Below are 20,789 nucleotides of genomic sequence, written 5' to 3'. Positions count from 1 at the left end.
GTTTCCTCCTTTAAGTGAGATGTAACAAAAAAGCCTCTTTCTCATGAGAGAAAGAGGCTTTAACTTCAAAATGCAAGCCTCTCTTATCTCTCAGATCACGTCTGATGGAATTAGCACCGTGCCTTATGAGACAGTCGTCTCGGCGCAAAAATCACGCGCCCCATTTCACAATGGAATTACGGTCGGTTGCTGTTGGGGTCAAAAGGCCAATCCCTCGCCCAACTCTCGATAAGAGAAAATATTTCAATTTTTTTGAAAAGTTACATCATTTGTTGGTTATCTTATCAGCTTATTCAGATCACTGTCAATAGAAAATCTCACAATTTAAAAATTGGTGATATGACAAGCTGATTAATCATTATACGAGAAAAATATCAGAAAGACAGCAGCTGGGCCTGTTCGGCTCTTTCCATCAGCACTTCAGGCGCGTCTAAATACAGAAATCCGTTCCCGGCCAATGTTTTGGAGATGTCCAAAGGAAGGGTCCGCCGCACGAGCTGGGCGTAGACTTCAGCCTCAGAAAGCGTCCGCTGAAACGCGTCCTGTTCAAGCCCTTTTATTAAGGCAAGTGCTCCGCTCACATGCGGGGCGGCCATTGAAGTGCCCGTCAGCTTCCCGTATTTATGGTTGGGAAGGGTGGAGAGAATATTTTCTCCCGGAGCCACCAGGTCAATCTCTTTATTTGCGTTTGAAAATTCAGACGATTTACGGGCGATTGAGACTGATCCGACTGCGATCACTTCGTTGTAAGCGGCCGGATACGACAGTTCCTCTGTACGCTCGTCTCCGTCGCCTTCGTTTCCTGCTGCGCAAACGACCAGAACACCGCTTTTTACCGCATTTGTGACGGCTTCTTTCAATTCAGGCACATCGCTTGGCCCGCCGAGTGACATGGAAATGATATCGGCCTTTTGTTCAACGGCGTAGTTGATGCCGTTAATGATCCATTCGTATTTGCCGCTGCCGTTTTGACCGCCGAGAACTTTAACGATTAAAAGGCTTGCTTCCGGCGCGACACCCGAAATTCCGCCGTTTGAATCATTGGCGGCAATCGTTCCGGAAACGTGTGTCCCGTGTCCGTTATAATCGGAAATCGCGTCTTCTTTGCCTCCGTCATCATCGGTGAAGTTTTTCCCGCCGACAATCCGGTCTTTCAAATCAGGATGATTGATGTCGCAGCCTGTGTCAAGCACCGCGATTTTAATATCCTTGCCTTTAAACCCTTTTGCCCACAACTCTGGCGCCTTAATCACTTTAATCCCCTCAGGAAGCTCGTTCACATCCATGATCTGTTCATCCGTGACATAAGGAATCAAATGCATTTCACCATTCATAAAAAAGCCCTCCTTTTTTATGCTTGCGAGTGGATACAAGGGTGTTGCTACTATTTTATGGCAGAGCATGCCGGCCGGAAAGAGTCATTTGAAGCATTTTCATAAAAAAGGCGTAATCTATCGTACTAAAAAATTTCAAATATATGGATAGTTTGACAGCTTTCATTTTCATTCATGACCCGCTGACGCTATAATTGGAAATGGGAAAGGAGAAGAGATATGAAGATAAGTGAAGCATTATACAACTATTTTTCAGAACAAGTGGATCAAATTGCGAAAGAGTGGATCGAAACGATGGAAGATTCGGATCCGAATTCGATTTATTCTTTGACAAATCCTGTCATCACAGAAGAACTGACGGAGCAGGATAAAGAATTTTACCGGCATATTAATAAAATGTATATTATGCCGCAAAAAGAATTTTTAGAAGAGTTCGAGCAGTGGGTGATTGAGCTCGCGAAAGACCAGAAGCATCTGGATACACCCGTCCAGTATGTGGTCCGTGAATTTATGAGAAACCGGAGACTATACATCAGTTATTATGATGCGTTTGCCGATAAACATGAATCTTCGTTTGCACAGGGAGAAAGGAAGAAATGGGAGAATTTAATTGTACAAGTATTTGATTTTACGATTTACACGTTTGTCGATCATGCCGAGCATAACTCAAAAATGCAGCTGAACGCGCAAAGAGAAATGATTTTGGAGTTAAGCTCGCCGGTTATCACGCTGAGCAAACGGACGGCGCTGCTGCCGCTTGTCGGCGATATTGACACGGAGCGCGCCAAATTCATTCTTGAAAATACGCTGAGCACATGTGCCAAACGGCTGATTGAACATCTGTTTATTGACCTGTCGGGTGTAGTGGTTGTCGATACGATGGTGGCGCATCAGATTTTTAAATTAATTGAGGCGCTGAACCTGATCGGCGTCACGTCCACTTTATCCGGAATCAGGCCGGAAATGGCTCAAACCGCCGTACAGCTCGGCATTAATTTCTCAGATATTACGATCAAGTCCAATCTCGCTCAGGCTCTCAATTATCATCAATAACATACATAACAAAACAGGCTGCCGAATCACTCCGGCGGCCTGTTTTTATATAAACAACAATGAAATGAGCCAGCTTGCGCCGAATAACAGAAGCACGAGCAGGAAAAAGCACCAGTCGGCGCGGCGCACAGTAACAGTTCTGTAAAACGTGCGGTTTCGGCTCCCCGTAAAGCCTTTAGATTCCATCGCGATCGCCGTGCGTTCCGCCTTTCTGATTGCGCCTGCCAATAGCGGAATGGTGAAGCGCCTGACGGCGGAGAGCTTTCCTTTCAGCCCGGAATCAGACGCCGCGCCCCTGATTCTGTGCGCCTGCCGGATGATCAGGATTTCATCTTTCAGAAGAGGGAGAAACCGGAACCCCGCGATAACGCCGTATGCAAGCTTGGGCGGCAGCTTACACTGCTGAATCAGACTGAGCATGAACAGAATCGGATCGGTTGTGAAAAGAAACATCATCGACAAAGCGGAAAAACATAAAATACGAAACGCGATAGAAATCCCGAGCGCCGCGTTATCACTGTTGACGGCAATCGGCCCGAGCTTAAACAGCAGGTTGCTTCCGGTTGTCGGGATGTTTCCGAATACGGCGGCTGTCCATAAAGAACCGAAGGCCAGAATGACAAACGGAATCGTGAACAGCAGCCATTTTTTCAGCGGCACACGCCCCGCCGAGAGGACGCCTCCCGCAATGATGATATAAAATAAAGCAGGGGTGTACGGATTATAAATAAACGACAGCATAATGACGCATAACAATACAGCCGCCGCCTTTATTGACGGGTTAACAGCCTCCAGCCGCAAGTTCATTTCTCCGCCTCCTGTCGTGTTTCATCCATTCATACCGCAGCGGCAAAGCCAAATGCGCCTGCTCGGCGATCCCGGTGTTATCAGAAAACAAAGCGTCGGGAGTTCCCCGGAATACCAGTTTCGTGCCGCAGAGCACAAGGATCGTGTCGGCATAATCTGAGACGAGTTCCATATCGTGTGTCACCATTAAAACAGCCGTTCCTTCCTTTTGAATCTCACGGAGCATTTGCATACACTCCCGCGCCGTTTTGGCATCCTGTCCGAAAGTCGGTTCATCAAGCATCAAAACGTTCACATTGTGCATAAGCATCGTCGCGACGCTGAGCCTGCGTTTTTGTCCTTGGCTTAAAGAAAACGGATGCTGTGAGGCATGGCGTCTCAGGCCGAATCGGGTTAACAGCTGAAGAGCTTTCTCCTTTGCGGCTCTGCTGCTTTCAAAACCGAACATCAGCTCTTGAATGACGGAATCTGTGACAAACTGGTGTTCAGGATTTTGGAAAACATATCCGATCAGCCGCCGCAGCTCTTTTTCAGAATAGGAATCAATCGGTCTGCCGTCTATTTTGATGTCTCCGCTCAGCGGACGGATGAGCTTGGCCGCGGCAGAAAGGAGCGTGGATTTTCCTGTTCCGTTAGGGCCGGCAATCGCGGTGATTGAACCTTTTTTTACGGAAAAGCTCACATCCTGAAAAATGACGTCTGCTCCTCTTGAGAATGACAGCTCGTGAACGCTCAGCGCGTCTTCTGCCGAAAGCGCGGCGGGCCGGTGTTCGGGCAGAGATGGTGCAGGTTCGTGAAACAGCTTTTCTTTACACAATGTAAAAGGAATGCTGACGTGCTTCTGCAATGAGATCACACGCGGGATCGGAATGCCGAGCTCCTTCAGCTCTTCAATCTTTGTTTCAAAGATAATGTCCGTCTCTCCGTCCATCACCTTCTGACCCGTTTCGTCAAGGACAATCGTCCTGTCCATCCACGGCGCCCAATGATCAAGCTGATGTTCGATAACGAGAAGGCCGAAGCCTTTTTTTGCTTGAAGATCTTTGATCAGCCGCACTAATTCACGTGCGGAATATGGATCAAGCTGTGCCGTCGGTTCGTCCAAAATAATGAGTTCCGGTTCCATCGCAATGATACAGGCAAGCGCCACTTTTTGTTTTGAACCGCCTGACAGCGAAGCGATCGTTCGCGTTTTCAGATGAGTGATCTCTAATTTTTCTAAAACGTCATCGATGATTGCGTCCATATCTTCTTTTGTATATTGCAAATTTTCCAGGCCGAAGGCGATTTCGTCTTCAACCGTCAGCATGCAAAACTGCTGGTCCGGATCTTGAAACACGACGCCGATGGATCTGGCGGCGGGTTCTGTCAGATGTGAAAGAGGTGTTCCGTATAAAGAAACGGTTCCCGATTGAACCCCATCGCATGCTTCCGGGTACAGACCGTTTAAACAAAGAGCGAGCGAGCTTTTGCCGCATCCGCTCGGCCCGAGCAATAAAGCCCGCTCTCCTTTGCGGAGCTGAAAGGACACGTTTAGAAGAATCGGCTTTTCATCCTGATCATAAGAAAAGGTAAGACGGCCGGCCGATAGAAGGGGCTCAGATGCCTGCATCTTGGTTCACCTGTTTCTTTTTCTTCTTGAATTGTTTTCCGAGCGCCATGCCGTTCAGCACCCCTGTGTAAGCCAGCGCATCACTGATCGCTTTGCCGAGAAGGCCGGCAAGAAGCGCACCTGAGACCAGACGGATGAGAAGCATGACGGCTAATAAACCCGGATTCAAAACAGAGTATCCGGAAACGAACAAGTCATAAATGAAGCTCGTCACAGAAGACCCCATACCGGATAAAAGAAGCACGGGCAGGGTATAAATCCGCCAGCGTGTCGCTAAAAAGACCGCTTCCGCACCGATTCCCTGTGCGATCCCGATCAGAATCACCATCGGTCCTGACGGATTTCCGAGTAAGCACTCCACAAACGCGGCGATGATTTCAGAAACGAGAGCAGCTCCCGGTTTTTGAATAATGTACGCGGCAATCACCGAGACGATAAACCAGATACCGTAAATCGGTTCGTAGCTCATCCGGCCGAAAAATCCTGCCGCTATATTGCTTGCATGAGTTGATACTAAATAAATGACAGCAAATACAACACTGATGACGGACATGACGACAATTTCTCTCATTTTCCAATTTTTCATTGTGATCTCCTGCTTTCTTATCGGATAGTCGTATGTATGAAAGAGATGATTTTACAGGCAGTTTATATTCAGTTTCATATTGCGGTGTCCTCCCCCGTTTTTTAATGAAAAATAAAAAACTGCATATCCGAGGGAATATGCAGCAGCAGAACGAAAACGCATGGGGAAAAACCCTGCGCTCCGGTCAATCTGCACTTCCCCACGCTGGTATTATCCAGATCGGGTTATAAGGGATCAAAACACGCCTGCCGCATGTTTTATCTCAGCCGATAACAGCACCCCTAGTGCGTTTCCTATACAGTTTTTTATGATGACATCATCATAGTTGATCATGTCTGTTTTGTAAACAGCCTTTCTCCAAACAGTGTTTGGAATCGGACCGGAAGATCATTCATAAAGATAAGTAGAGCCCTTTTGATCAAAAGGAAACGGAGGACATCTATGTTTGTTCATACAGTGCAGTCTGGCGACTCGTTATTTTCCATCAGCAGAAAGTACGGATACCCTGTTGACAGCATCAGAAGCGTCAACGGGCTTGAGGAAACGAATATCGTTCCGGGGCAGGCGCTTTTAATCCCTCTTAATGAATATACGGTTCAGCCGAATGATACGTATGCCGTTATCGCAGGTAAGGCTTATGTGCCGCAGATGCAGCTGATGCAGGCAAACCCGGATATTCCGCCGAACCGGCTGCGGGCGGGTATGAAAGTGAAGATCCCTGATATCTCTAACTATCTTGCGGGGACCCTGCAATTTTATGTCATTCGGACGCCTGAAGCGGATAGAGAGTTAATTAATGATTTTGCGCCGTATTCTTCGGCGATTTCTTTGTTTGAATATCATTTTGGCCCGAATGGAGATATCATTAACGATTTAAACGACAGAACCGCAATAGAAACCACATGGCAAAACAGAGTGCGCCCGCTTGCCGTCATTACGAATCTGACAGAAGGGGGATTCAGTCCGGAATTAGCCCATCAAGTGATGCAAAATCCGACGGCAAGAACGAATCTCGTCAACAATATCGTCTCCTTAACCGTAAGAAAGGGATACGGCGGTGTAAATATCGATTTTGAACGGGTCAGAGAAGCTGACAGGGACCTCTTCACAGGATTTCTCCGGCAGTTAAAAACCCGGCTTTCAGAGCATCACCTCGCGTTAACGATATCGGTTCCGGCGAAAACAAGTGATGCAGTGCCGTGGCTGAGGGGATATGATTACGGCGGAATCGGAGCTGTCGTCGATTATATGTTCATTATGGCGTACGACTGGCACCACGCCGGCAGTGAGCCGGGACCCGTGGCGCCTTTGACAGAGGTCAGGCAAACGATCAATTTTGCTATCAACAGGGTGCCGAGAAGAAAAGTGATTCTCGGTGTTCCGCTGTACGGGTATGATTGGGTGATTCCGTACCGTCCGGGAACGATCGGATCCGCCATCTCCAATCAGCGCGCCATGGAAACGGCCATGAAGCATCAATCAGTGATCCGTTATTCCCAGCAGGAGCGTTCCCCTTACTTCCGGTATACTGATGAAAATGGAAGAACGCATGAAGTGTGGTTTGAGGATGTGCGAAGCATGAGTGAAAAAATGGTTCTCGTTCGGGAGTTCGGACTGCAGGCGATCGGCGCGTGGCAATTAACGCTCGGTTTCAAACCGGGCCCGTGGCTGCTTAGGAACTTTTTCACGATCCGAAAAATATAGCTGCATGTCCCGCTCTGCAAGTGATTTTTTTCCTATGATAACGGGTCTTCTTTTGGACAATCTAAAATTGAACAGGAGGTCTGTCATATGAAGAAAAGGGAAGAGCAGTATATCAACGAGGCTGAGTATGTACCGCATCCGACAAAAGAAGGGGAGTACGCGCTCATGCTGCATGAATCCTATCATTTCCTTTCAGAAGAGGATGAAAGCGATTTGCCGGAATAAGGGCTTTATGCCTTTATTCCGTTTATTTTATAGGCATGTGCTGAAATCACAAATTTAAGGTTGACACATTCCTTTTTTTTCTGTAATCTCAGTGTGTCAATTCAAATAAGAACTTCGTTAGGTGAGGCTCCTGTATGGAGATACGCTGCTGCCCAAAAATGTCCAAAGACGCCAATGGGTCAACAGGAATCATCGACATAAGGTGATTCTTAACGCAGCTGGATGGCTGTCCTATGCCATACAGTGCTAAAGCTCTACGATTGGAGGCCCCGCACGTTTATTTGCCGTGCTTGTTTTCGCCTTCATATCAGAAGGTTTTTTTTATGCCTCAAAACGTACACGACTGAGCATGATAAGGAGGTGCGGAGTATGGATTCTCCCCATTCGAGTATGTCAGAAGAAGTACCCATATACAGCCAGATAACCAGTGACGACATGATGAGGAGACAAACCGCCGCACTTCCCTTGACGGACGGCGCGTCTCCGTAAAGGAGGTACGAGTCCCGATGGTCCAAAACATGACCTATGACGAACTCATATTACGCATTATCATTTTATTGCGGGACGGAAAAATAAAAGAATTCCGAAACATGATAGATGAGCTTCAGCCCTATGATATGGCATTTTTGTTTAAAGAAATGCCGGAAAAGCACCGGGCCCGCTATCTGTCATATATGACGGTTGATGACATCACCGACATGATCGGAGAGCTGGAGCGGGAATTTCAGCTTGCCGTTTTGCATAAAGTCGGTAAAACGAAAGCCACTCTCGCAATGAATAAAATGGATAACGACGATCTCGCCGCATTGCTGGAAGAGATGGATGAAGAACTGAAAGAACAGCTTTTATCCAGCATGGAAGCTGAGGAATCAAAGGCCGTACAGCTTTTGATGAATTATCCGCAAGAATCGGCGGGCCGGATGATGACGAACCGCTTCGTCTGGATTCCGCAGCATTATACAGTAAAAGATGCGGTTGTGAAGCTGAAAAGCTTTGCAGAAATCGCAGAATCAATAAATTATTTGTACGTGATTAATGACAGCAAGCAGCTTGTCGGAGTGCTCTCATACAGAGATTTAATTCTCGGCGAGCCTGAGGATAAAGTGCAGGATCTCATGTTTACGCGTGTCATCTCGGCCGGGGTGCTCCAAGACCAGGAAGAAGTCGCCCGGCTGATCCAGCGGTATGACTTTTTAGCCATTCCCATCGTGGAAGAAAATCATGTGCTTGTCGGTATTGTCACTGTCGATGATATTATTGACGTCGTGATTAAAGAAGCCGATGAAGATTACGAAAAATTCGCAGCCTCCGGTAAGGCGATTACATTTGATACGAAAGCGTACGTTGCGGCGTACCGCCGTTTGCCGTGGCTCATTCTGCTTTTGTTTATCGGATTAATTTCCGGAAGCATTCTGAATCATTTTGAAGATACATTGCAAAAAGTAGTCGCCCTCGCATTTTTCATGCCGATGATCGCGGGAACGACGGGTAATACAGGCACACAGTCACTCGCCGTCGTCATCAGAGGACTGGCTAAAGAAGAAATGAATAAAAAAACCATCTTTAAACTGATTTTCCGTGAACTAAGAACCGGTATCTACATCGGCATCGTCTGTGCGATCGCGATTACGATTGTCGCAACCGTCTGGCAGAAAGACTTAACGCTCGGTTTTGTCGTCGGTTCATCGCTGCTTGCAACGTTGATTATCGGTACGATGGCCGGAACGATCGTCCCTATTATTCTTCATAAACTGAACATTGACCCGGCGATTGCATCAGGACCGCTGATTACGACGCTGAACGATATTTTGTCCTTATTAATTTATTTCGGCATTGCAACTGCATTTCTTCATGCTTTATAAAAAAAGTCCGTCTCACAGGAGGCGGACTTTTTTTATCAGCGGTTTTTATACTTAAAATGAGCATTAAGCTGTCCTTCCAGCATTTTTTTGCGGAGCTGCGGGTCGTTTTTGAGAGCCTGTTCTTTTTTTCGCATGTCTTTTAAAATCTCAGCCGTCTGCACGCCGTCTTCCCGCTTGTTGGCAATATCCATGAGCCGCTCAACGTCCGCGAAGGAATACTTTCTCGTTCCCCGTGATGAACGCTGCGGGTAGATTAATTTCCGTTCTTCATAGTATCTGATCTGTCTGACTGACAATCCGGTTAATTCGCTTACAATGCCGATCGAGATTACTTTTTTATCTTTGTAAGATTGTTCGTCTGTCGTCATTTTTCCACCCCTGGATGTCTTTTACTCATATTATATAAGAAAAAAAGAGAAAAAACCTGACGCTTGTCAGGTTTTCTGACGCGAAATAGAAAATTTTAGAAAAAAAGCGGCAGAAAAATTGACAAGGTTAATGCATGCTCCTGTGCCCCGTTTTATGCTTACTGTACAGACACAATGAGGAGGAAGGATAGGAATGGAGAAAGAAAAAGCGGTTTCGCTGGCAAAAGAAATCATTGAATTAGATATGAAACGCGATGAAATGCTGGAGGCGTTCATGCAGCTTGCCGGGGAACACGCTTTTCCGCTGCTCAGAGCCGTCCAGAACGGACTTTACCGAAAAACATCATAATCTACAGAAGTTTTACAATGGCTTTATACGTCTTTGATATAAAAGCGTTATTCTGATCATAGAATAACGGAAAACAAAGGAGGGCGCCATGAGTCGTTTGCTTCAAAATGCATTGGACAAAGAGAGAAACCATTATTCCAAAAAGCTTCTGCAGATCGGAGTCTATACGAAAGAAATACTCAATTCCATGACAATTACGGAGCTGAGAAAGGAATACGCGTATTTTTTTCGGAACATTCCCTATAAAGAACGGAACCCTTATACAAATTAAATGATGTATAAGGGTATTTTTTTATATAAAAAAGAAGGAATTCTGAAAAACGGCACGAATAGAATATAAAACAAAGAACGACTCTTATGAATTGTAAGGGTTTACATTATTTTTTTATAAAAATCTTAAATACGGGGTAGATATGATGAGATTATCATTTAACGAAGAAGAAGTGATGCGTTCGATGAATTTGTACAAAGTTTTTGCAAGGGCTTTCAAGAGTGTGTCTGAACACAGCATCCGAGACAGTAAAGAACACGGTTTTAATCCGACTGAATTTGCCGTTTTGGAGCTGCTCTATACGAGAGGACCGCAAAAGCTTCAGCAAATCGGGTCGCGTCTTTTGCTTGTCAGCGGGAATGTCACCTATGTCATCGACAAGCTTGAAAGAAACGGGTTTTTGGTCAGAGAACAAGACCCGAAGGACAAACGTTCTGTTTACGCCCATTTAACTGATAAAGGAAACGAGTATTTGGATAAAATTTATCCGATTCATTCATTGAGAATTGCGAGAGCGTTTTCAGGACTTATGCCTGAGGAACAGGAACAGCTGATAGCCCTACTGAAAAAAGCGGGAATTCACAGCCAGCATTTGCTTTTCCGTTAAAAGAAAGCGGATACAGACACTCTTCTTCACGAAGAGTGTTTTTTTTTTCTGTTCCGGACAGTAGAGCCTGAAGCGGTTTTTGCATAAGCTGATACAGGTCGGCATCATTATTTACCAATCATAATGTGACATGCCCCATGCCAAAATATGAGGGTGCTTTGAATATAAAGAAGGTGAACATGTGAGAAGCTGTCTGCTGTCTATATGGTACTTACTTGATCCGCTTTATTTCTTCTTTACCCGGCTGACGCTGATTGATAAACGGCAATCGAATGTATTCCGCGTCCGTTTGACTAGATATAAAGGAAAAGAAGTCATCCTGAGCGACGGAACCAGAATTAAAAAAAACGACGTGTTAGTTAAGATTCATCTTCATAATGTCAAACTCCTGAAAGAGCTGCAGCCTATTGAAAGCGCGGTCAGAAGGGGGATTATGCTATATCAGAAGGTATATCAATCCATGCCTCATTTAGCGGATTATATTAACCAGCATAAACGGAAAGACGAGATTAAGGGAGTCGTCGGCATTACAATGCTTCATAAAGGAGCGGCGAGACTCGGTTTTGATGTGATAAAACCGTCCAGCGGCTGCTACAGGCTGTTTAAGAAAGCGGCCCATATTCCCATTTTATACTTTACTGCAAAACAGCTCACCCTCAAAAACATTCCTTACTCCTGCTATTTATTTATTTCCAAAGAAAAATTGATGTGCACGTATCAGACTGAAAAGAGCTGACAAAAAGCGTCAGCTCTTTCTCTTGATTTGCTCAAGCACGATTGAAAGCGGGCCGTCCTGCGGATTCCGGTAAAAATCATAAAACGGATCTCCCTCTGTCCTGACGCGGTTCACTACTGTATCGATCGTATAATCATCAGGTGTTAAAGAGGAGTTGACTTCGCTCCAATAAAGGGGAGCCGCAACCGTTCCCAATTCGTTGCCCCGGGTCGAATAGGGGGCGATAATGGTTTTCCCTTCGGCATGCTGCAAATAATCTAGGTAGAGCCTGCCGTTTCGGTTTTTGATAAACCGCTCTGTCGTAAAAAGATCCGGCCGCGTCCTGACGCAATAATCGGCGATGAGCATTGTGAACGCACGGGTTTCTTCATAGGTGAATGCTTCCGGTGAAAGCGGGATGTAAAGCTGGATGCCCTTATTTCCGGAGAGCTTCGGGAATGACGTAATGCTGAATGAGTCAAACAGCTGTTTCAGCACATGCGCAGCCTCCACAGCCATAGGGAAATCATTCCTTGACGGGGGATCAAGGTCAATGACAATCTCTGCGGGCCTTTCGGAATGCACTGTCTGAAACGGAACGTGAAATTCAAGCGCCAGCTGATTAGCCAGCCATAAAAGTGACGGTATGCTGCTGCATACGATGTGCTCATGGCTCCCGTCAAACACGCTTGAGACAAAGTCCGGCGTGTAGTCCGGTTTGTTTTTTTGAAAAAAAGATTCGCCGGGCGCGCCGTGCGGATAACGGATCACCGTGACGGCCCGATCTTTAAGAAAGGGCATAAGAAAATCGCTCATTTTCACCATATAACTAAGGAAATCTGCTTTCGTTTTTTCACGTTTTTTAAAAACAATCTTATCCAGGCTTGTGAACTGCAGCTTCGGCGGCAGCGTTTTAGAGTGAAGGATAAGCTGCTGATACGTGCATTCCGTCCAATCCATTTCAAACTGAAAAGACACAAAAGATACTTCACGCAGCGTGTCCTGCAATATGGTTAAATACTGCACGGTCATGCAGATAGAAGGCTCAAGTGTATACTCGCCGCTTTTTTGTTTTTTTCCGTGGGTCTCCATAATGGTTCTGACGGCGTTTTTTTCTTCCGCCTGCATGCCGTGGGAAACGGAAGCGATCGGGACGGCGGTGCCGTCTTTTAAAACAGAGGCCGTTACATACCCGTTCTTCGGGTTAAACCCGGTTAATAGCACATGTGCCGTTTTCATATGTTTATACTTCTGCCAGTCGGGAGAGCGTTTATTTTCCGCCCAGCCGCTGGAAGCCCTTTTTGCTACGATACCTTCTCCGTCATGGCGGACGACCTTGTCCCAAAGCGCATCAAAGTCAGTGTGTTCCGGAATGTATTGAATCGCTTCTTCCGCTAAGTGATGAGGGCAGGCGGGAAGATTTGCTTCTTTAAGCAGTTTGGAAAGGGCGCGTTTCCGTTTCACATACGGTAATGAGACGGTGCCGGCGCCTTCCAGAACGAGGAGATCAAATGCCAGAAAGCGGCACGGCCGTCTATCAGCGGTGCTTTCAATTGCTTCCTTCCGTTTTAAACGTCCGCGGATTTGAAGATGCTCAAAGTCCGCTCTGTACGGATTGATTAAATAGACAAGCTCTCCGTCAAGCGTAATGGGGAACCTGTCTTTCATGTGCTGAAAACACCGGGCCGCAAAAGCCGTGATTTCCGGAAATTGATTCGTCAGCGTCTGTCCGTTTCTGCTGGTTAATGTAACGCCGCTTTCGTCTATGCGGAGAAGACAGCGGAATCCGTCATACTTTACCTCATAGCGCCACTCACTGCCTTCAGGCGGTACAGAGGTCAAAATCGGCTGCATCGTCAGCACCATGATTAAGACGTTCCGGCTTTTTGTCTGGTCGTCTTCTGCTTTTTGCCTCCGCCGCCTGCTGACGCGGCGTCTTTTGTCCGCGCCGGTGCAGCCTGTTCGCGATCCGGCCGCTTCGTCCGGTCAATGCTTGCCTGAAGCGCGCTGACAAGATCGATGACATCTTCGCGCGGGCCGGCAGCAGCCGGTGTCACGCCCGCTTCTTCATGTTCGAGCTTATCGTTAATTTTAGCGAGAAGGGCTTTCCGGTATGTGTCTTCGTATTGTTCCGGGTCAAACTCGGTTGTCAGCTCATTAATTAACGTAATCGCCGTCTGCAGCTCTTTTTCATTAACGGCTGTCTGCTCGGGAACGCCCGGCACATGTCCGGCATTTCTGACTTCATCCGGATAATGAATGGATTCCATCACGATGCAGTTGTCATACACGCGAAGAATCGCAAGCTGCTGTTTAGAGCGGATCGTAATGGAGGCAATCCCGATTTTACCCGTCGTTCTCAGCGCTTCCCGCAGAAGTGTATAGGCTTTTGTGCCGTTATCTCCCGGCCCGACATAATACGACCGGTTAAAATAAATCGGATCAATTTCCTGCAGCTGGACAAAGTCAACAATCTCAACCGCTTTTTCTTCATGTTCCTGTTTTACGTCTTTCAAGTCTTCGTCTGTCATAATGACGTATTTCCCTTTTACATACTCATAGCCTTTCACGATTTCATCAGGTTCCAGACTTTTTTCACATCCGGTGCAGATTTTTTCGTATTTAATCGGCGCATGGTCTTCTTTATGAAGACTGCGGAATTTTATATCTTTATCTTCAGTGGCCGCAAAGAGCTTGACCGGGATATTGACGAGACCGAAACTGATCGAACCCTTCCACATCGTGTGCATGAATAAAAACTCCTTTTTGTCTTTATTGTGGATAAACGGGTCCGTTCCATGTGTAGCAACTTATGGGTGATGCGGCGCTTCATGGAGCGGCTGTTCCATTTCCTCAGGCGACAATGGTCATCGCATTCTTATTCATCGTTTTTTCGCGTCGCATTCTCTATTTACAATCAGTGAATCGATAAATTCTTTAAAGCGCTGAAGTCCCTGAAAATCATCAGCGGTAATCAAAAAGATTATCCAAAATCATTCCCCGGGAAATGCCCCGCATTCCCATGTAGTGACTGAGAAAATTTCCCGCTCCCATATGAACTGAATCCGCGGTCAGCCGCCGCTTATCGCGAGGGGTGATTTTTCCGGAGAACTTCAGTGATATAACCGCCGCCAGACAAGCAATCAGGAGACAGGCGGGACGTTGTATTGCGCTTGTCATTCCCTCCCGCTTTACCGATCTGAAACGACTCACATTTATAACGGGCATGTCTTAAAGATATTTCAGACTCAAGGTTTTGTGTTAAAATCATTCTTAAGTTTCGGAATATAGACGTAAGCCGGGAGTGATAGATCATCGAAGATTTCATCATATCAATAATAGAGGCGTTTAAAAGCTTATCTTACGCCGGGATTTTTTTGGCGCTCAGTATAGAATTCATCCCGGCGGAAATTGTTCTTCCGCTTGCGGGCTATTGGGTCTCAAAAGGGGATATGACGCTTGCCGGGACCGTGTTTGCCGGTTCGCTCGGCGGTGTTTCAGGTCCGCTTGTCTTATATGGAATCGGCAGGCTGGGCGGTCGGCCGTTTTTGCTGAAATATGGAAAGTATATATGGATAAAACCCGAATCCCTGCAGAAATCAGATGATTTCTTTCAGAAGCACGGAGGTTTGGTCGCGTTCAGCGGCCGTTTTATACCGGGGGTCAGGACGCTGATTTCTTTGCCGTGCGGCATTGCGAAGATGAATGTCTGGGTGTTCTCTCTATATACATATGCAGCGATGCTGCCGATTACATTTGCTTACGTATACCTCGGAATGAAACTCGGGGAAAATTGGAAAAGCGTCGGTTCCATTCTCGATCAATATATGCTGCCGCTCGGTATATTCATTGTGTTGCTTCTCATTCTTTGGATGTTTTTAAAGAGAAGAAAACAGCGGGCCAAAACAGAAAAAATTTCTCAATTTGTTAAAAAAGTTAAGCGTTGACAAATGATGAAACAGGCTTTATCATGAGCGTATAAACAAATATTTCTTGAAATCCCAAAGGGGAGTAGCGTCCGGATATTCCGGAAACAAAGTCGTCAATTCATGGATCATATCCATCGGCTTTGTTGGCATGCCAATCATTCATGTCTAGCAAGACCTTTGCCTTATATCGGCAAAGGTCTTTTTTGCGTAAAAAACCGCCGGTATAAGCTCGGATGATAGAAAAAAGAAACGGAGGGAATGGATTGGACTTTGCATTATTATTGGAGTACGGATGGGTTCTTCTCGTTTTAATCGGGCTGGAAGGGATTTTGGCGGCGGATAACGCGCTGGTGATGGCTGTGATGGTGAAGCATCTTCCTGAAAAACAAAGGAAGAAGGCTTTATTTTACGGATTGGCGGGCGCATTTATTTTGCGTTTCGGGTCGCTGTTCGCCATTTCTTTTCTGGTGAATGTTTGGCAGGTCCAGGCCGTCGGCGCTTTATATCTGTTTTACATTGCGGTCAGCCATTTGCTGAAGCGGTATGTATTTAAAGATAACAACGGTCAGAAAACGCAGAAAGAAAGCGGGTTTTGGCAGACTGTCTTGAAAGTGGAGCTCGCGGACATCGCTTTTGCCGTTGACTCCATTTTAGCGGCGGTCGCGCTTGCCGTAACGCTCCCGGGAACACAGCTTCCTGCCATCGGCGGCTTGGACGGCGGTCAGTTTCTCGTTATTTTAGCCGGCGGCGTAATCGGTTTAATCATTATGCGTTTTGCGGCATCAATGTTCGTATCCTTACTGAAAACAAGGCCGGGCCTTGAAACGGCGGCATTTGTAATTGTCGGATGGGTAGGCGTGAAGCTCGCTCTTTATACATTGGCCCATGAGGAACTCGGTATCATTCCGGCAGATGTCATCCATTCGGCGGCCTGGAAAATCATTTTCTGGGCGGTTCTGGCTGCCATTGCGGTTTGCGGATGGTTTATGTCAGGAGCAAAACAAATAGAGTCTGGCGCGGAATCGGAAAAAAGAGAACACGCGTAAAATGATCAAAAAGGGAGTCTGGCTTTTTAAAAAGCAGGTTCCCTTTTTTGTTTGAAACGCTTACATTTAAGACATATGATAACAATTTTATAACAGCATTGTTACAAAAAACACAGAGAAAACCCCCTTAATTCTGCATGGGGGCACGAAATCATGTATAGTACGTCTTATTGGCTTGTCATAATTGAGACAAATGAAATCGATTTCTCTTTTTCTTCCTTTGCGAATCCCTACTAAATTAGCTATGATTATGAGTAGTTATAGGGAGGAACTGAGGTGAAACCAGTGCTTAGCCTTTTGTTTAAATTGGGAAAAAAGAAGCAAACGCTTGAAACATCTGTTGAAAAAATACAAAAAGGCGACAAAGATCTGCAGAACGATTTAATACAGCAATATAAGCCTTTTATCGCGAAGACGGTTTCATCCGTTTGTAAACGATATATAGATGAAAAAGACGACGAATTCAGCATCGGGCTGATCGCTTTTAACGAAGCCATTGAAAAGTATTCGGCTGAAAAAGGTAATTCGCTGCTTGCATTTGCAGAGCTGATTATAAAAAGAAAAGTGATAGACTATATCAGAAAAGAAGCAAGAACCGCTCAGCATATCAATATGGATGTGCAGGAAGGCGACGACCAGGAATCTTCGCAGAGCCTTATCGAAGCGGAGCTTTCCATTGATGAATACCGCAAACAGATAGAACAGGAACAGCGCCGGGAAGAAATTCTTTTTTTTCAGAAGCAGCTGAAAGAATACGGCCTGTCTTTTAAAGAGCTGCTGGAACAATCGCCGAAGCATACAGATGCGAGGCAGAATGCGATTAAGGTAGCCTACACGCTTGTTGAAAATGAAGAGCTGGCGTCCATTTTGCACCAGAAAAAACAGCTTCCTGTCAAACAGTTGGAGCAGCTCGTGTCGGTCAGCAGAAAAACGATCGAACGGAACCGAAAATATATCATCGCCATGAGTATTATTATTACCGGTGATTATATTTATTTAAAAGATTATCTTAAAGGGGTGTTGCACTCATGAGAAGAGGGATCATAGTAGAGAAAAATAAAAAATTCGTCACGTTGCTAACCCCTGACGGACAATTTTTAAAAACAAAAAATGATCACCGCACTTGTGAAATCGGAGAGGAAATTACGTTCGAAGGCGAAACGCGTATGGGAAGAAGGGCCAGCTTTTTTGATTTTCTGAAACTGCGCCCTTTTAAATTGGGAGTGTTTACGATGACTGCTATTATTTTGTTTATTTTAATTTTGCTCCCGGTTTTTTCTGATAACAAAGCTTACGCGTATATGACGCTTGACATTAATCCCAGCATTGAAATGGCTTTAAACAGCAAATATGAAGTCATTGAACTGACACCGCTGAACCATGACGCCAAACAGGTCATCAGTGACATTGGAGATTGGAAAAGCAGCGATTTTAAGGAAGTCATCAGTAATATTATTACCGATTGCAGCAAGCATGGATATGTAAAGGAATCAAAAGAGATTTTAATTTCCACGGTTTATGAAAATACAGATGACAATACATATAAAAAAGGCGTTAAAAAACAGCTGGCCGACATGACTGAAAAATATAAGGGCACCTACCAGGTCCAATCGCTTGAATCTGATATGGAAACAAGAGAAAAAGCAAAACAGGAAGGGATGTCAACAGGCAGCTACATAAGAAGAAACGAAAAGAAAACAGAAGAAAAACAGCCTGAAAAGCAAACCGACGGCAATGAAACAGATCAAAAAGATACCGAAACAGACGCTGATCAAAGCGAGCAGCCGGACACAGACAAGCCGGCGGCTGATGAAAAGACAGCTCCTGATGAAGAAAAGGCAGCAGAGAAGCCGGGAAACAATGAAACAACGCCCGGTACGGAAGAAGCGAAGCCGGACAGTCAGGACGGCAATCAGCAAACCGAAAAAAATGCAGCTTCCGGATCAGAGGAAAACACACAGAAGGAACAAGATGGGGAAACAGAGCAGCCCCCAACACAAAATCCTCAGGAAAACGGAAATGACAAAGAGCCTAAGCAAAAGTATTACAATCATTACTGGAATCATGATCGCAATGAACATTGGGAATCCTATCGGCATCATGAAGATTCGTCAGACCGGAGGAATCCGAACGGCTACCGGCACGGAAAGGAGAATGCCGATAAATATCAAAATTCGCCGAGAAGTCCCGGCGAATAAGCTGCATTATTGATTTTTCCCGTTTAATTGTGATTGAGCCTGCTGTACAAGACGTTTTGTCATTTCCCCGCCTACAGAGCCGTTTGCGCGTGCTGCTGTATCAGAGCTAAGGTTCACGCCGAATTCTTGAGCCACTTCGTATTTAAATTGGTCAAGAGCCTGCTCAGCCCCTGGAACTAAGAGTTTATTTCTGCTCGCCATCTTTTTCATCTCCTTTTCTCTGGCAAGATGTGTTTTCGCATTTTAGTTTCAAACGGAACGGTATTGATTATGCTGGCAATTGTTGTACAGCAAAAAAACCCGGCGCAGACACCGGGGCGAAGAAGCGTTATGAATTATAATAAATGGCTGATCATTTTGTAGGCTGAGGCTTGAATATGGAAAGTCAAAACGGAGAGCACCGTGACGGCGATTATGGATCTGATATCGTTCCATTGTCCGTTTCCGAGTTCTTTAAAGCAGCCTTTGAGCTTGTCCGTCTGCTCTTCGACGAGCTCCTGCAGGCTCGTTTCCTTCATCGGCGGGTTTGCCTTATGATGAAGATAATCAATCACTTGGGCGCAGCTTTCATAGTAGCTGATCGGGCTGATGACGTCATCTGATCTGTCTGTTATCGTGTTAAAAGCGATTTTTAATATGCCGCGTATATGTTCGAAGTCATAAATTGATTTTAAATCACGTACAATGAGAAGGATGACAGCTTGTTCAATTGTATATTTTTTGCCGAGTAAGGGGTGGCCGATTAAATCTTTAATATCGCGCTTCACCCAGTTTTGGACGGCGGTTGATTTTAAAGACGTCAGCTCGCACAGATTTCCCAGCTCGACAATCTCGTTAGTTGAAAGCCCGTATTCCTTTTTCTCTTTTTTTCGTTCGAATCTCGTCAGAAATTCAGGGATATGCAGACGGCTTTCCGCTTCATCCAAGGTCATATCCGCTGATTGCAATAAGATTTGGAGAGGGGTTGCGTCTCCTTGGCCTTTTAACGCGTAAAGAAGCCGGACCATATCAGTTCGGGTCAGTTTAAACGTGTTCATGGTTCACCTCTGATTGATTACGTGTTACTTTCTAATATCAATGAGAATTACATTAACATCATACGTCGAAATTGTTGCATTTTCAAACAGATCATTTATAATTTAAGTAAATAAGTTCTTTTGATCTTAAAAAAGACGGAGGTAATTATGGCGAAAAGAATATTTCTGTTTATTTTAACGAACCTTTTGGTCATTACGACAATCGGAATTGTGCTTACGATTATTACAAGCGTTACCGGTGTCGGCTCATATATTCAAAATGGGCGCATTGATCTGATGGCATTGCTCGTGTTCAGTCTTGTCGTCGGTTTTGTCGGTTCTTTTATTTCTCTCGGAATGTCCAGATGGATGGCCAAAACGATGATGGGCGTCCGGGTGTTAAATCCGAAGAAACAGTCGCTCAGCTATGAAGAACAGCAATTGGTTGACCGTGTGCACAGATTGTCCCGTGCCGCAGGGATGACGAAAATGCCTGAAGTCGGCATTTATCATTCCCCGGAGGTCAATGCTTTTGCGACCGGGCCTTCTAAGCGCCGTTCGCTTGTCGCGGTTTCTTCAGGTTTATTGCAACAGATGGATGATGCTGCGGTGGAAGGGGTTCTTGCCCATGAAGTCGCACACATCACAAACGGTGATATGGTCACGATGACGCTGCTGCAGGGAATCGTCAATACGTTCGTCGTATTCCTTTCCCGAATCGCGGCATGGGTTGCAAGCCGCTTTGTCAAAGAAGACCTCGCGCCGGTCGTTCACTTTATCGCGATGATCGTGTTTCAGATTATCTTTTCCATTCTCGGCAGTCTTGTCGTCTTCGCCTACTCGCGTCATAGAGAATTTCACGCTGACCGCGGCGGTGCAGACCTTGCCGGCAAGGATAAAATGATTCACGCCCTGCGTACGCTGAAGTCTTATACAGGACATGTGAATGAAGAGGACCAGACGGCGGTGCAGACGTTAAAAATTAACGGCAAAAAGCATTCGTCACTGTTCTCCACACACCCTGATCTCGATGAGCGCATCCGCAGGCTGGAAGCAAAATAATCAACAAAACCTCTGACAATCGTTTCAGAGGTTTTTTGTTTAAAG

The 20,789-nt window shown here is 45.7% G+C and carries 23 protein-coding genes and 3 riboswitches; of the genes, 13 read left to right on the top strand and 10 right to left on the bottom strand.

Annotated features, from left to right (window positions below):
• Window positions 1-80: 80 nt before the first annotated feature.
• Window positions 81-235: riboswitch (SAM riboswitch) on the bottom strand.
• Window positions 236-374: 139 nt separating this feature from the next.
• On the bottom strand, window positions 375-1,334 hold the full coding sequence (locus ACWHAR_RS07695) for a S8 family peptidase (protein ID WP_032874666.1): 960 nt from the start codon (window positions 1,332-1,334) through the stop codon (window positions 375-377).
• A gap of 219 nt (window positions 1,335-1,553) precedes the next feature.
• Here ACWHAR_RS07695 and ACWHAR_RS07690 point away from each other — a divergent pair, with 219 nt between their 5' ends.
• Complete coding sequence (locus ACWHAR_RS07690) at window positions 1,554-2,387, top strand: STAS domain-containing protein (protein WP_032874668.1); 834 nt, start codon at window positions 1,554-1,556, stop codon at window positions 2,385-2,387.
• A gap of 45 nt (window positions 2,388-2,432) precedes the next feature.
• Here the strand turns inward: ACWHAR_RS07690 and ACWHAR_RS07685 are convergent, their stop codons facing one another.
• The 3 genes from ACWHAR_RS07685 to ACWHAR_RS07675 are packed head-to-tail and all read right to left on the bottom strand — an operon-like array spanning window position 2,433 to window position 5,392.
• A complete protein-coding gene (locus ACWHAR_RS07685) occupies window positions 2,433-3,194 on the bottom strand; it encodes an energy-coupling factor transporter transmembrane component T family protein (protein WP_032874670.1) in 762 nt (253 codons plus the stop codon).
• On the bottom strand, window positions 3,169-4,806 hold the full coding sequence (locus ACWHAR_RS07680) for an ABC transporter ATP-binding protein (RefSeq protein ID WP_032874672.1): 1,638 nt from the start codon (window positions 4,804-4,806) through the stop codon (window positions 3,169-3,171). Before ACWHAR_RS07680 ends, ACWHAR_RS07685 begins: the two co-directional genes overlap by 26 nt.
• A complete protein-coding gene (locus ACWHAR_RS07675) occupies window positions 4,793-5,392 on the bottom strand; it encodes an ECF transporter S component (protein WP_032874674.1) in 600 nt (199 codons plus the stop codon). The genes ACWHAR_RS07680 and ACWHAR_RS07675 overlap by 14 nt, the downstream gene beginning before the upstream one ends.
• Before the next feature lie 179 nt (window positions 5,393-5,571).
• Window positions 5,572-5,685: riboswitch (TPP riboswitch) on the bottom strand.
• Window positions 5,686-5,833: 148 nt separating this feature from the next.
• Between ACWHAR_RS07675 and ACWHAR_RS07670 the strand changes: the two genes are divergently transcribed.
• From ACWHAR_RS07670 to mgtE, 3 genes are all read left to right on the top strand, one after another.
• Window positions 5,834-7,096 carry a glycoside hydrolase family 18 protein gene (locus ACWHAR_RS07670; protein WP_032874678.1) on the top strand — a complete coding sequence of 421 codons (1,263 nt, stop codon included), beginning with the start codon at window positions 5,834-5,836 and terminating at the stop codon, window positions 7,094-7,096.
• An 87-nt stretch (window positions 7,097-7,183) separates the two neighbouring features.
• Complete coding sequence (locus ACWHAR_RS07665; RefSeq protein ID WP_003154740.1) at window positions 7,184-7,321, top strand: transcriptional regulator SplA domain-containing protein; 138 nt, start codon at window positions 7,184-7,186, stop codon at window positions 7,319-7,321.
• 106 nt (window positions 7,322-7,427) lie between these two features.
• Window positions 7,428-7,593, top strand: a riboswitch (M-box (ykoK) riboswitch).
• 234 nt (window positions 7,594-7,827) lie between these two features.
• Window positions 7,828-9,183, top strand: coding sequence for a magnesium transporter (mgtE, locus tag ACWHAR_RS07660; protein ID WP_032874679.1), 1,356 nt, complete (start codon window positions 7,828-7,830; stop codon window positions 9,181-9,183).
• Window positions 9,184-9,218: 35 nt separating this feature from the next.
• Here the strand turns inward: mgtE and tnrA are convergent, their stop codons facing one another.
• Window positions 9,219-9,551 carry a MerR family transcriptional regulator TnrA gene (tnrA, locus tag ACWHAR_RS07655; RefSeq protein WP_003154734.1) on the bottom strand — a complete coding sequence of 111 codons (333 nt, stop codon included), beginning with the start codon at window positions 9,549-9,551 and terminating at the stop codon, window positions 9,219-9,221.
• 193 nt (window positions 9,552-9,744) lie between these two features.
• Between tnrA and ACWHAR_RS07650 the strand changes: the two genes are divergently transcribed.
• From ACWHAR_RS07650 to ACWHAR_RS07635, 4 genes are all read left to right on the top strand, one after another.
• Window positions 9,745-9,900 carry a hypothetical protein gene (locus ACWHAR_RS07650; protein ID WP_003154733.1) on the top strand — a complete coding sequence of 52 codons (156 nt, stop codon included), beginning with the start codon at window positions 9,745-9,747 and terminating at the stop codon, window positions 9,898-9,900.
• 88 nt (window positions 9,901-9,988) lie between these two features.
• On the top strand, window positions 9,989-10,171 hold the full coding sequence (locus ACWHAR_RS07645; protein ID WP_003154731.1) for a Fur-regulated basic protein FbpA: 183 nt from the start codon (window positions 9,989-9,991) through the stop codon (window positions 10,169-10,171).
• Window positions 10,172-10,313: 142 nt separating this feature from the next.
• On the top strand, window positions 10,314-10,778 hold the full coding sequence (locus tag ACWHAR_RS07640; RefSeq protein ID WP_007610911.1) for a MarR family winged helix-turn-helix transcriptional regulator: 465 nt from the start codon (window positions 10,314-10,316) through the stop codon (window positions 10,776-10,778).
• 181 nt (window positions 10,779-10,959) lie between these two features.
• Window positions 10,960-11,514, top strand: coding sequence for a YkoP family protein (locus tag ACWHAR_RS07635; protein ID WP_007407215.1), 555 nt, complete (start codon window positions 10,960-10,962; stop codon window positions 11,512-11,514).
• 9 nt (window positions 11,515-11,523) lie between these two features.
• Here the strand turns inward: ACWHAR_RS07635 and ACWHAR_RS07630 are convergent, their stop codons facing one another.
• The 3 genes from ACWHAR_RS07630 to ACWHAR_RS07620 form a co-directional block, all read right to left on the bottom strand.
• Window positions 11,524-13,359: a DNA ligase D gene (locus ACWHAR_RS07630; protein WP_032874681.1), complete on the bottom strand. Its 1,836-nt coding sequence runs from the start codon at window positions 13,357-13,359 to the stop codon at window positions 11,524-11,526.
• Window positions 13,360-13,361: 2 nt separating this feature from the next.
• Window positions 13,362-14,243 (bottom strand): non-homologous end joining protein Ku, encoded by an 882-nt coding sequence (gene ku / locus ACWHAR_RS07625; protein WP_007610913.1) that lies wholly within the window; start codon window positions 14,241-14,243, stop codon window positions 13,362-13,364.
• A 214-nt stretch (window positions 14,244-14,457) separates the two neighbouring features.
• Window positions 14,458-14,673, bottom strand: coding sequence for a hypothetical protein (locus ACWHAR_RS07620; protein WP_032874683.1), 216 nt, complete (start codon window positions 14,671-14,673; stop codon window positions 14,458-14,460).
• Window positions 14,674-14,804: 131 nt separating this feature from the next.
• On the opposite strand from ACWHAR_RS07620, the gene ACWHAR_RS07615 reads away from it, so the two are divergent.
• The 4 genes from ACWHAR_RS07615 (at window position 14,805) to ACWHAR_RS07600 (ending at window position 18,666) form a co-directional block, all read left to right on the top strand.
• The gene (locus tag ACWHAR_RS07615; RefSeq protein ID WP_369878818.1) at window positions 14,805-15,440 is read left to right on the top strand and encodes a DedA family protein; all 636 of its coding nucleotides are present in this window, start codon (window positions 14,805-14,807) and stop codon (window positions 15,438-15,440) included.
• Between the two features lie 245 nt (window positions 15,441-15,685).
• Window positions 15,686-16,468 (top strand): TerC family protein, encoded by a 783-nt coding sequence (locus ACWHAR_RS07610; protein WP_032874684.1) that lies wholly within the window; start codon window positions 15,686-15,688, stop codon window positions 16,466-16,468.
• Between the two features lie 276 nt (window positions 16,469-16,744).
• Window positions 16,745-17,500 carry an RNA polymerase sigma factor SigI gene (gene sigI, locus ACWHAR_RS07605; protein ID WP_003154719.1) on the top strand — a complete coding sequence of 252 codons (756 nt, stop codon included), beginning with the start codon at window positions 16,745-16,747 and terminating at the stop codon, window positions 17,498-17,500.
• Window positions 17,497-18,666 carry an anti-sigma factor domain-containing protein gene (locus ACWHAR_RS07600; protein WP_014417566.1) on the top strand — a complete coding sequence of 390 codons (1,170 nt, stop codon included), beginning with the start codon at window positions 17,497-17,499 and terminating at the stop codon, window positions 18,664-18,666. Before sigI ends, ACWHAR_RS07600 begins: the two co-directional genes overlap by 4 nt.
• A 6-nt stretch (window positions 18,667-18,672) precedes the next feature.
• Here the strand turns inward: ACWHAR_RS07600 and ACWHAR_RS07595 are convergent, their stop codons facing one another.
• Both ACWHAR_RS07595 and ACWHAR_RS07590 read right to left on the bottom strand, forming a co-directional pair.
• Window positions 18,673-18,867 (bottom strand): alpha/beta-type small acid-soluble spore protein, encoded by a 195-nt coding sequence (locus ACWHAR_RS07595; RefSeq protein WP_003154717.1) that lies wholly within the window; start codon window positions 18,865-18,867, stop codon window positions 18,673-18,675.
• Window positions 18,868-19,001: 134 nt separating this feature from the next.
• Window positions 19,002-19,703 (bottom strand): DUF1836 domain-containing protein, encoded by a 702-nt coding sequence (locus ACWHAR_RS07590; protein ID WP_032874687.1) that lies wholly within the window; start codon window positions 19,701-19,703, stop codon window positions 19,002-19,004.
• Window positions 19,704-19,850: 147 nt separating this feature from the next.
• Here ACWHAR_RS07590 and htpX point away from each other — a divergent pair, with 147 nt between their 5' ends.
• Window positions 19,851-20,744 carry a protease HtpX gene (htpX, locus tag ACWHAR_RS07585; protein ID WP_007407207.1) on the top strand — a complete coding sequence of 298 codons (894 nt, stop codon included), beginning with the start codon at window positions 19,851-19,853 and terminating at the stop codon, window positions 20,742-20,744.
• The last annotated feature ends 45 nt before the right edge of the window (window positions 20,745-20,789 follow it).

The sequence above is a fragment of the Bacillus sp. LR--39 genome (assembly GCF_053613335.1).
The sequence above is the reverse complement of the archived record's forward strand: the minus strand, read 5'-3'. Positions and strand labels throughout refer to the sequence as shown.

Bases quoted from the DNA above. Each gene is read 5' to 3' on its own strand.
- ACWHAR_RS07695 (WP_032874666.1), bottom strand. From the start codon at position 1,334: ATGAATGGTGAAATGCATTTGATTCCTTATGTCACGGATGAACAGATC.
- ACWHAR_RS07690 (WP_032874668.1), top strand. From the start codon at position 1,554: ATGAAGATAAGTGAAGCATTATACAACTATTTTTCAGAACAAGTGGAT.
- ACWHAR_RS07685 (WP_032874670.1), bottom strand. From the start codon at position 3,194: ATGAACTTGCGGCTGGAGGCTGTTAACCCGTCAATAAAGGCGGCGGCT.
- ACWHAR_RS07680 (WP_032874672.1), bottom strand. From the start codon at position 4,806: ATGCAGGCATCTGAGCCCCTTCTATCGGCCGGCCGTCTTACCTTTTCT.
- ACWHAR_RS07675 (WP_032874674.1), bottom strand. From the start codon at position 5,392: ATGAAAAATTGGAAAATGAGAGAAATTGTCGTCATGTCCGTCATCAGT.
- ACWHAR_RS07670 (WP_032874678.1), top strand. From the start codon at position 5,834: ATGTTTGTTCATACAGTGCAGTCTGGCGACTCGTTATTTTCCATCAGC.
- ACWHAR_RS07665 (WP_003154740.1), top strand. From the start codon at position 7,184: ATGAAGAAAAGGGAAGAGCAGTATATCAACGAGGCTGAGTATGTACCG.
- mgtE (WP_032874679.1), top strand. From the start codon at position 7,828: ATGGTCCAAAACATGACCTATGACGAACTCATATTACGCATTATCATT.
- tnrA (WP_003154734.1), bottom strand. From the start codon at position 9,551: ATGACGACAGACGAACAATCTTACAAAGATAAAAAAGTAATCTCGATC.
- ACWHAR_RS07650 (WP_003154733.1), top strand. From the start codon at position 9,745: ATGGAGAAAGAAAAAGCGGTTTCGCTGGCAAAAGAAATCATTGAATTA.
- ACWHAR_RS07645 (WP_003154731.1), top strand. From the start codon at position 9,989: ATGAGTCGTTTGCTTCAAAATGCATTGGACAAAGAGAGAAACCATTAT.
- ACWHAR_RS07640 (WP_007610911.1), top strand. From the start codon at position 10,314: ATGATGAGATTATCATTTAACGAAGAAGAAGTGATGCGTTCGATGAAT.
- ACWHAR_RS07630 (WP_032874681.1), bottom strand. From the start codon at position 13,359: ATGGTGCTGACGATGCAGCCGATTTTGACCTCTGTACCGCCTGAAGGC.
- ku (WP_007610913.1), bottom strand. From the start codon at position 14,243: ATGCACACGATGTGGAAGGGTTCGATCAGTTTCGGTCTCGTCAATATC.
- ACWHAR_RS07620 (WP_032874683.1), bottom strand. From the start codon at position 14,673: ATGACAAGCGCAATACAACGTCCCGCCTGTCTCCTGATTGCTTGTCTG.
- ACWHAR_RS07600 (WP_014417566.1), top strand. From the start codon at position 17,497: ATGAGAAGAGGGATCATAGTAGAGAAAAATAAAAAATTCGTCACGTTG.
- ACWHAR_RS07595 (WP_003154717.1), bottom strand. From the start codon at position 18,867: ATGGCGAGCAGAAATAAACTCTTAGTTCCAGGGGCTGAGCAGGCTCTT.
- ACWHAR_RS07590 (WP_032874687.1), bottom strand. From the start codon at position 19,703: ATGAACACGTTTAAACTGACCCGAACTGATATGGTCCGGCTTCTTTAC.
- htpX (WP_007407207.1), top strand. From the start codon at position 19,851: ATGGCGAAAAGAATATTTCTGTTTATTTTAACGAACCTTTTGGTCATT.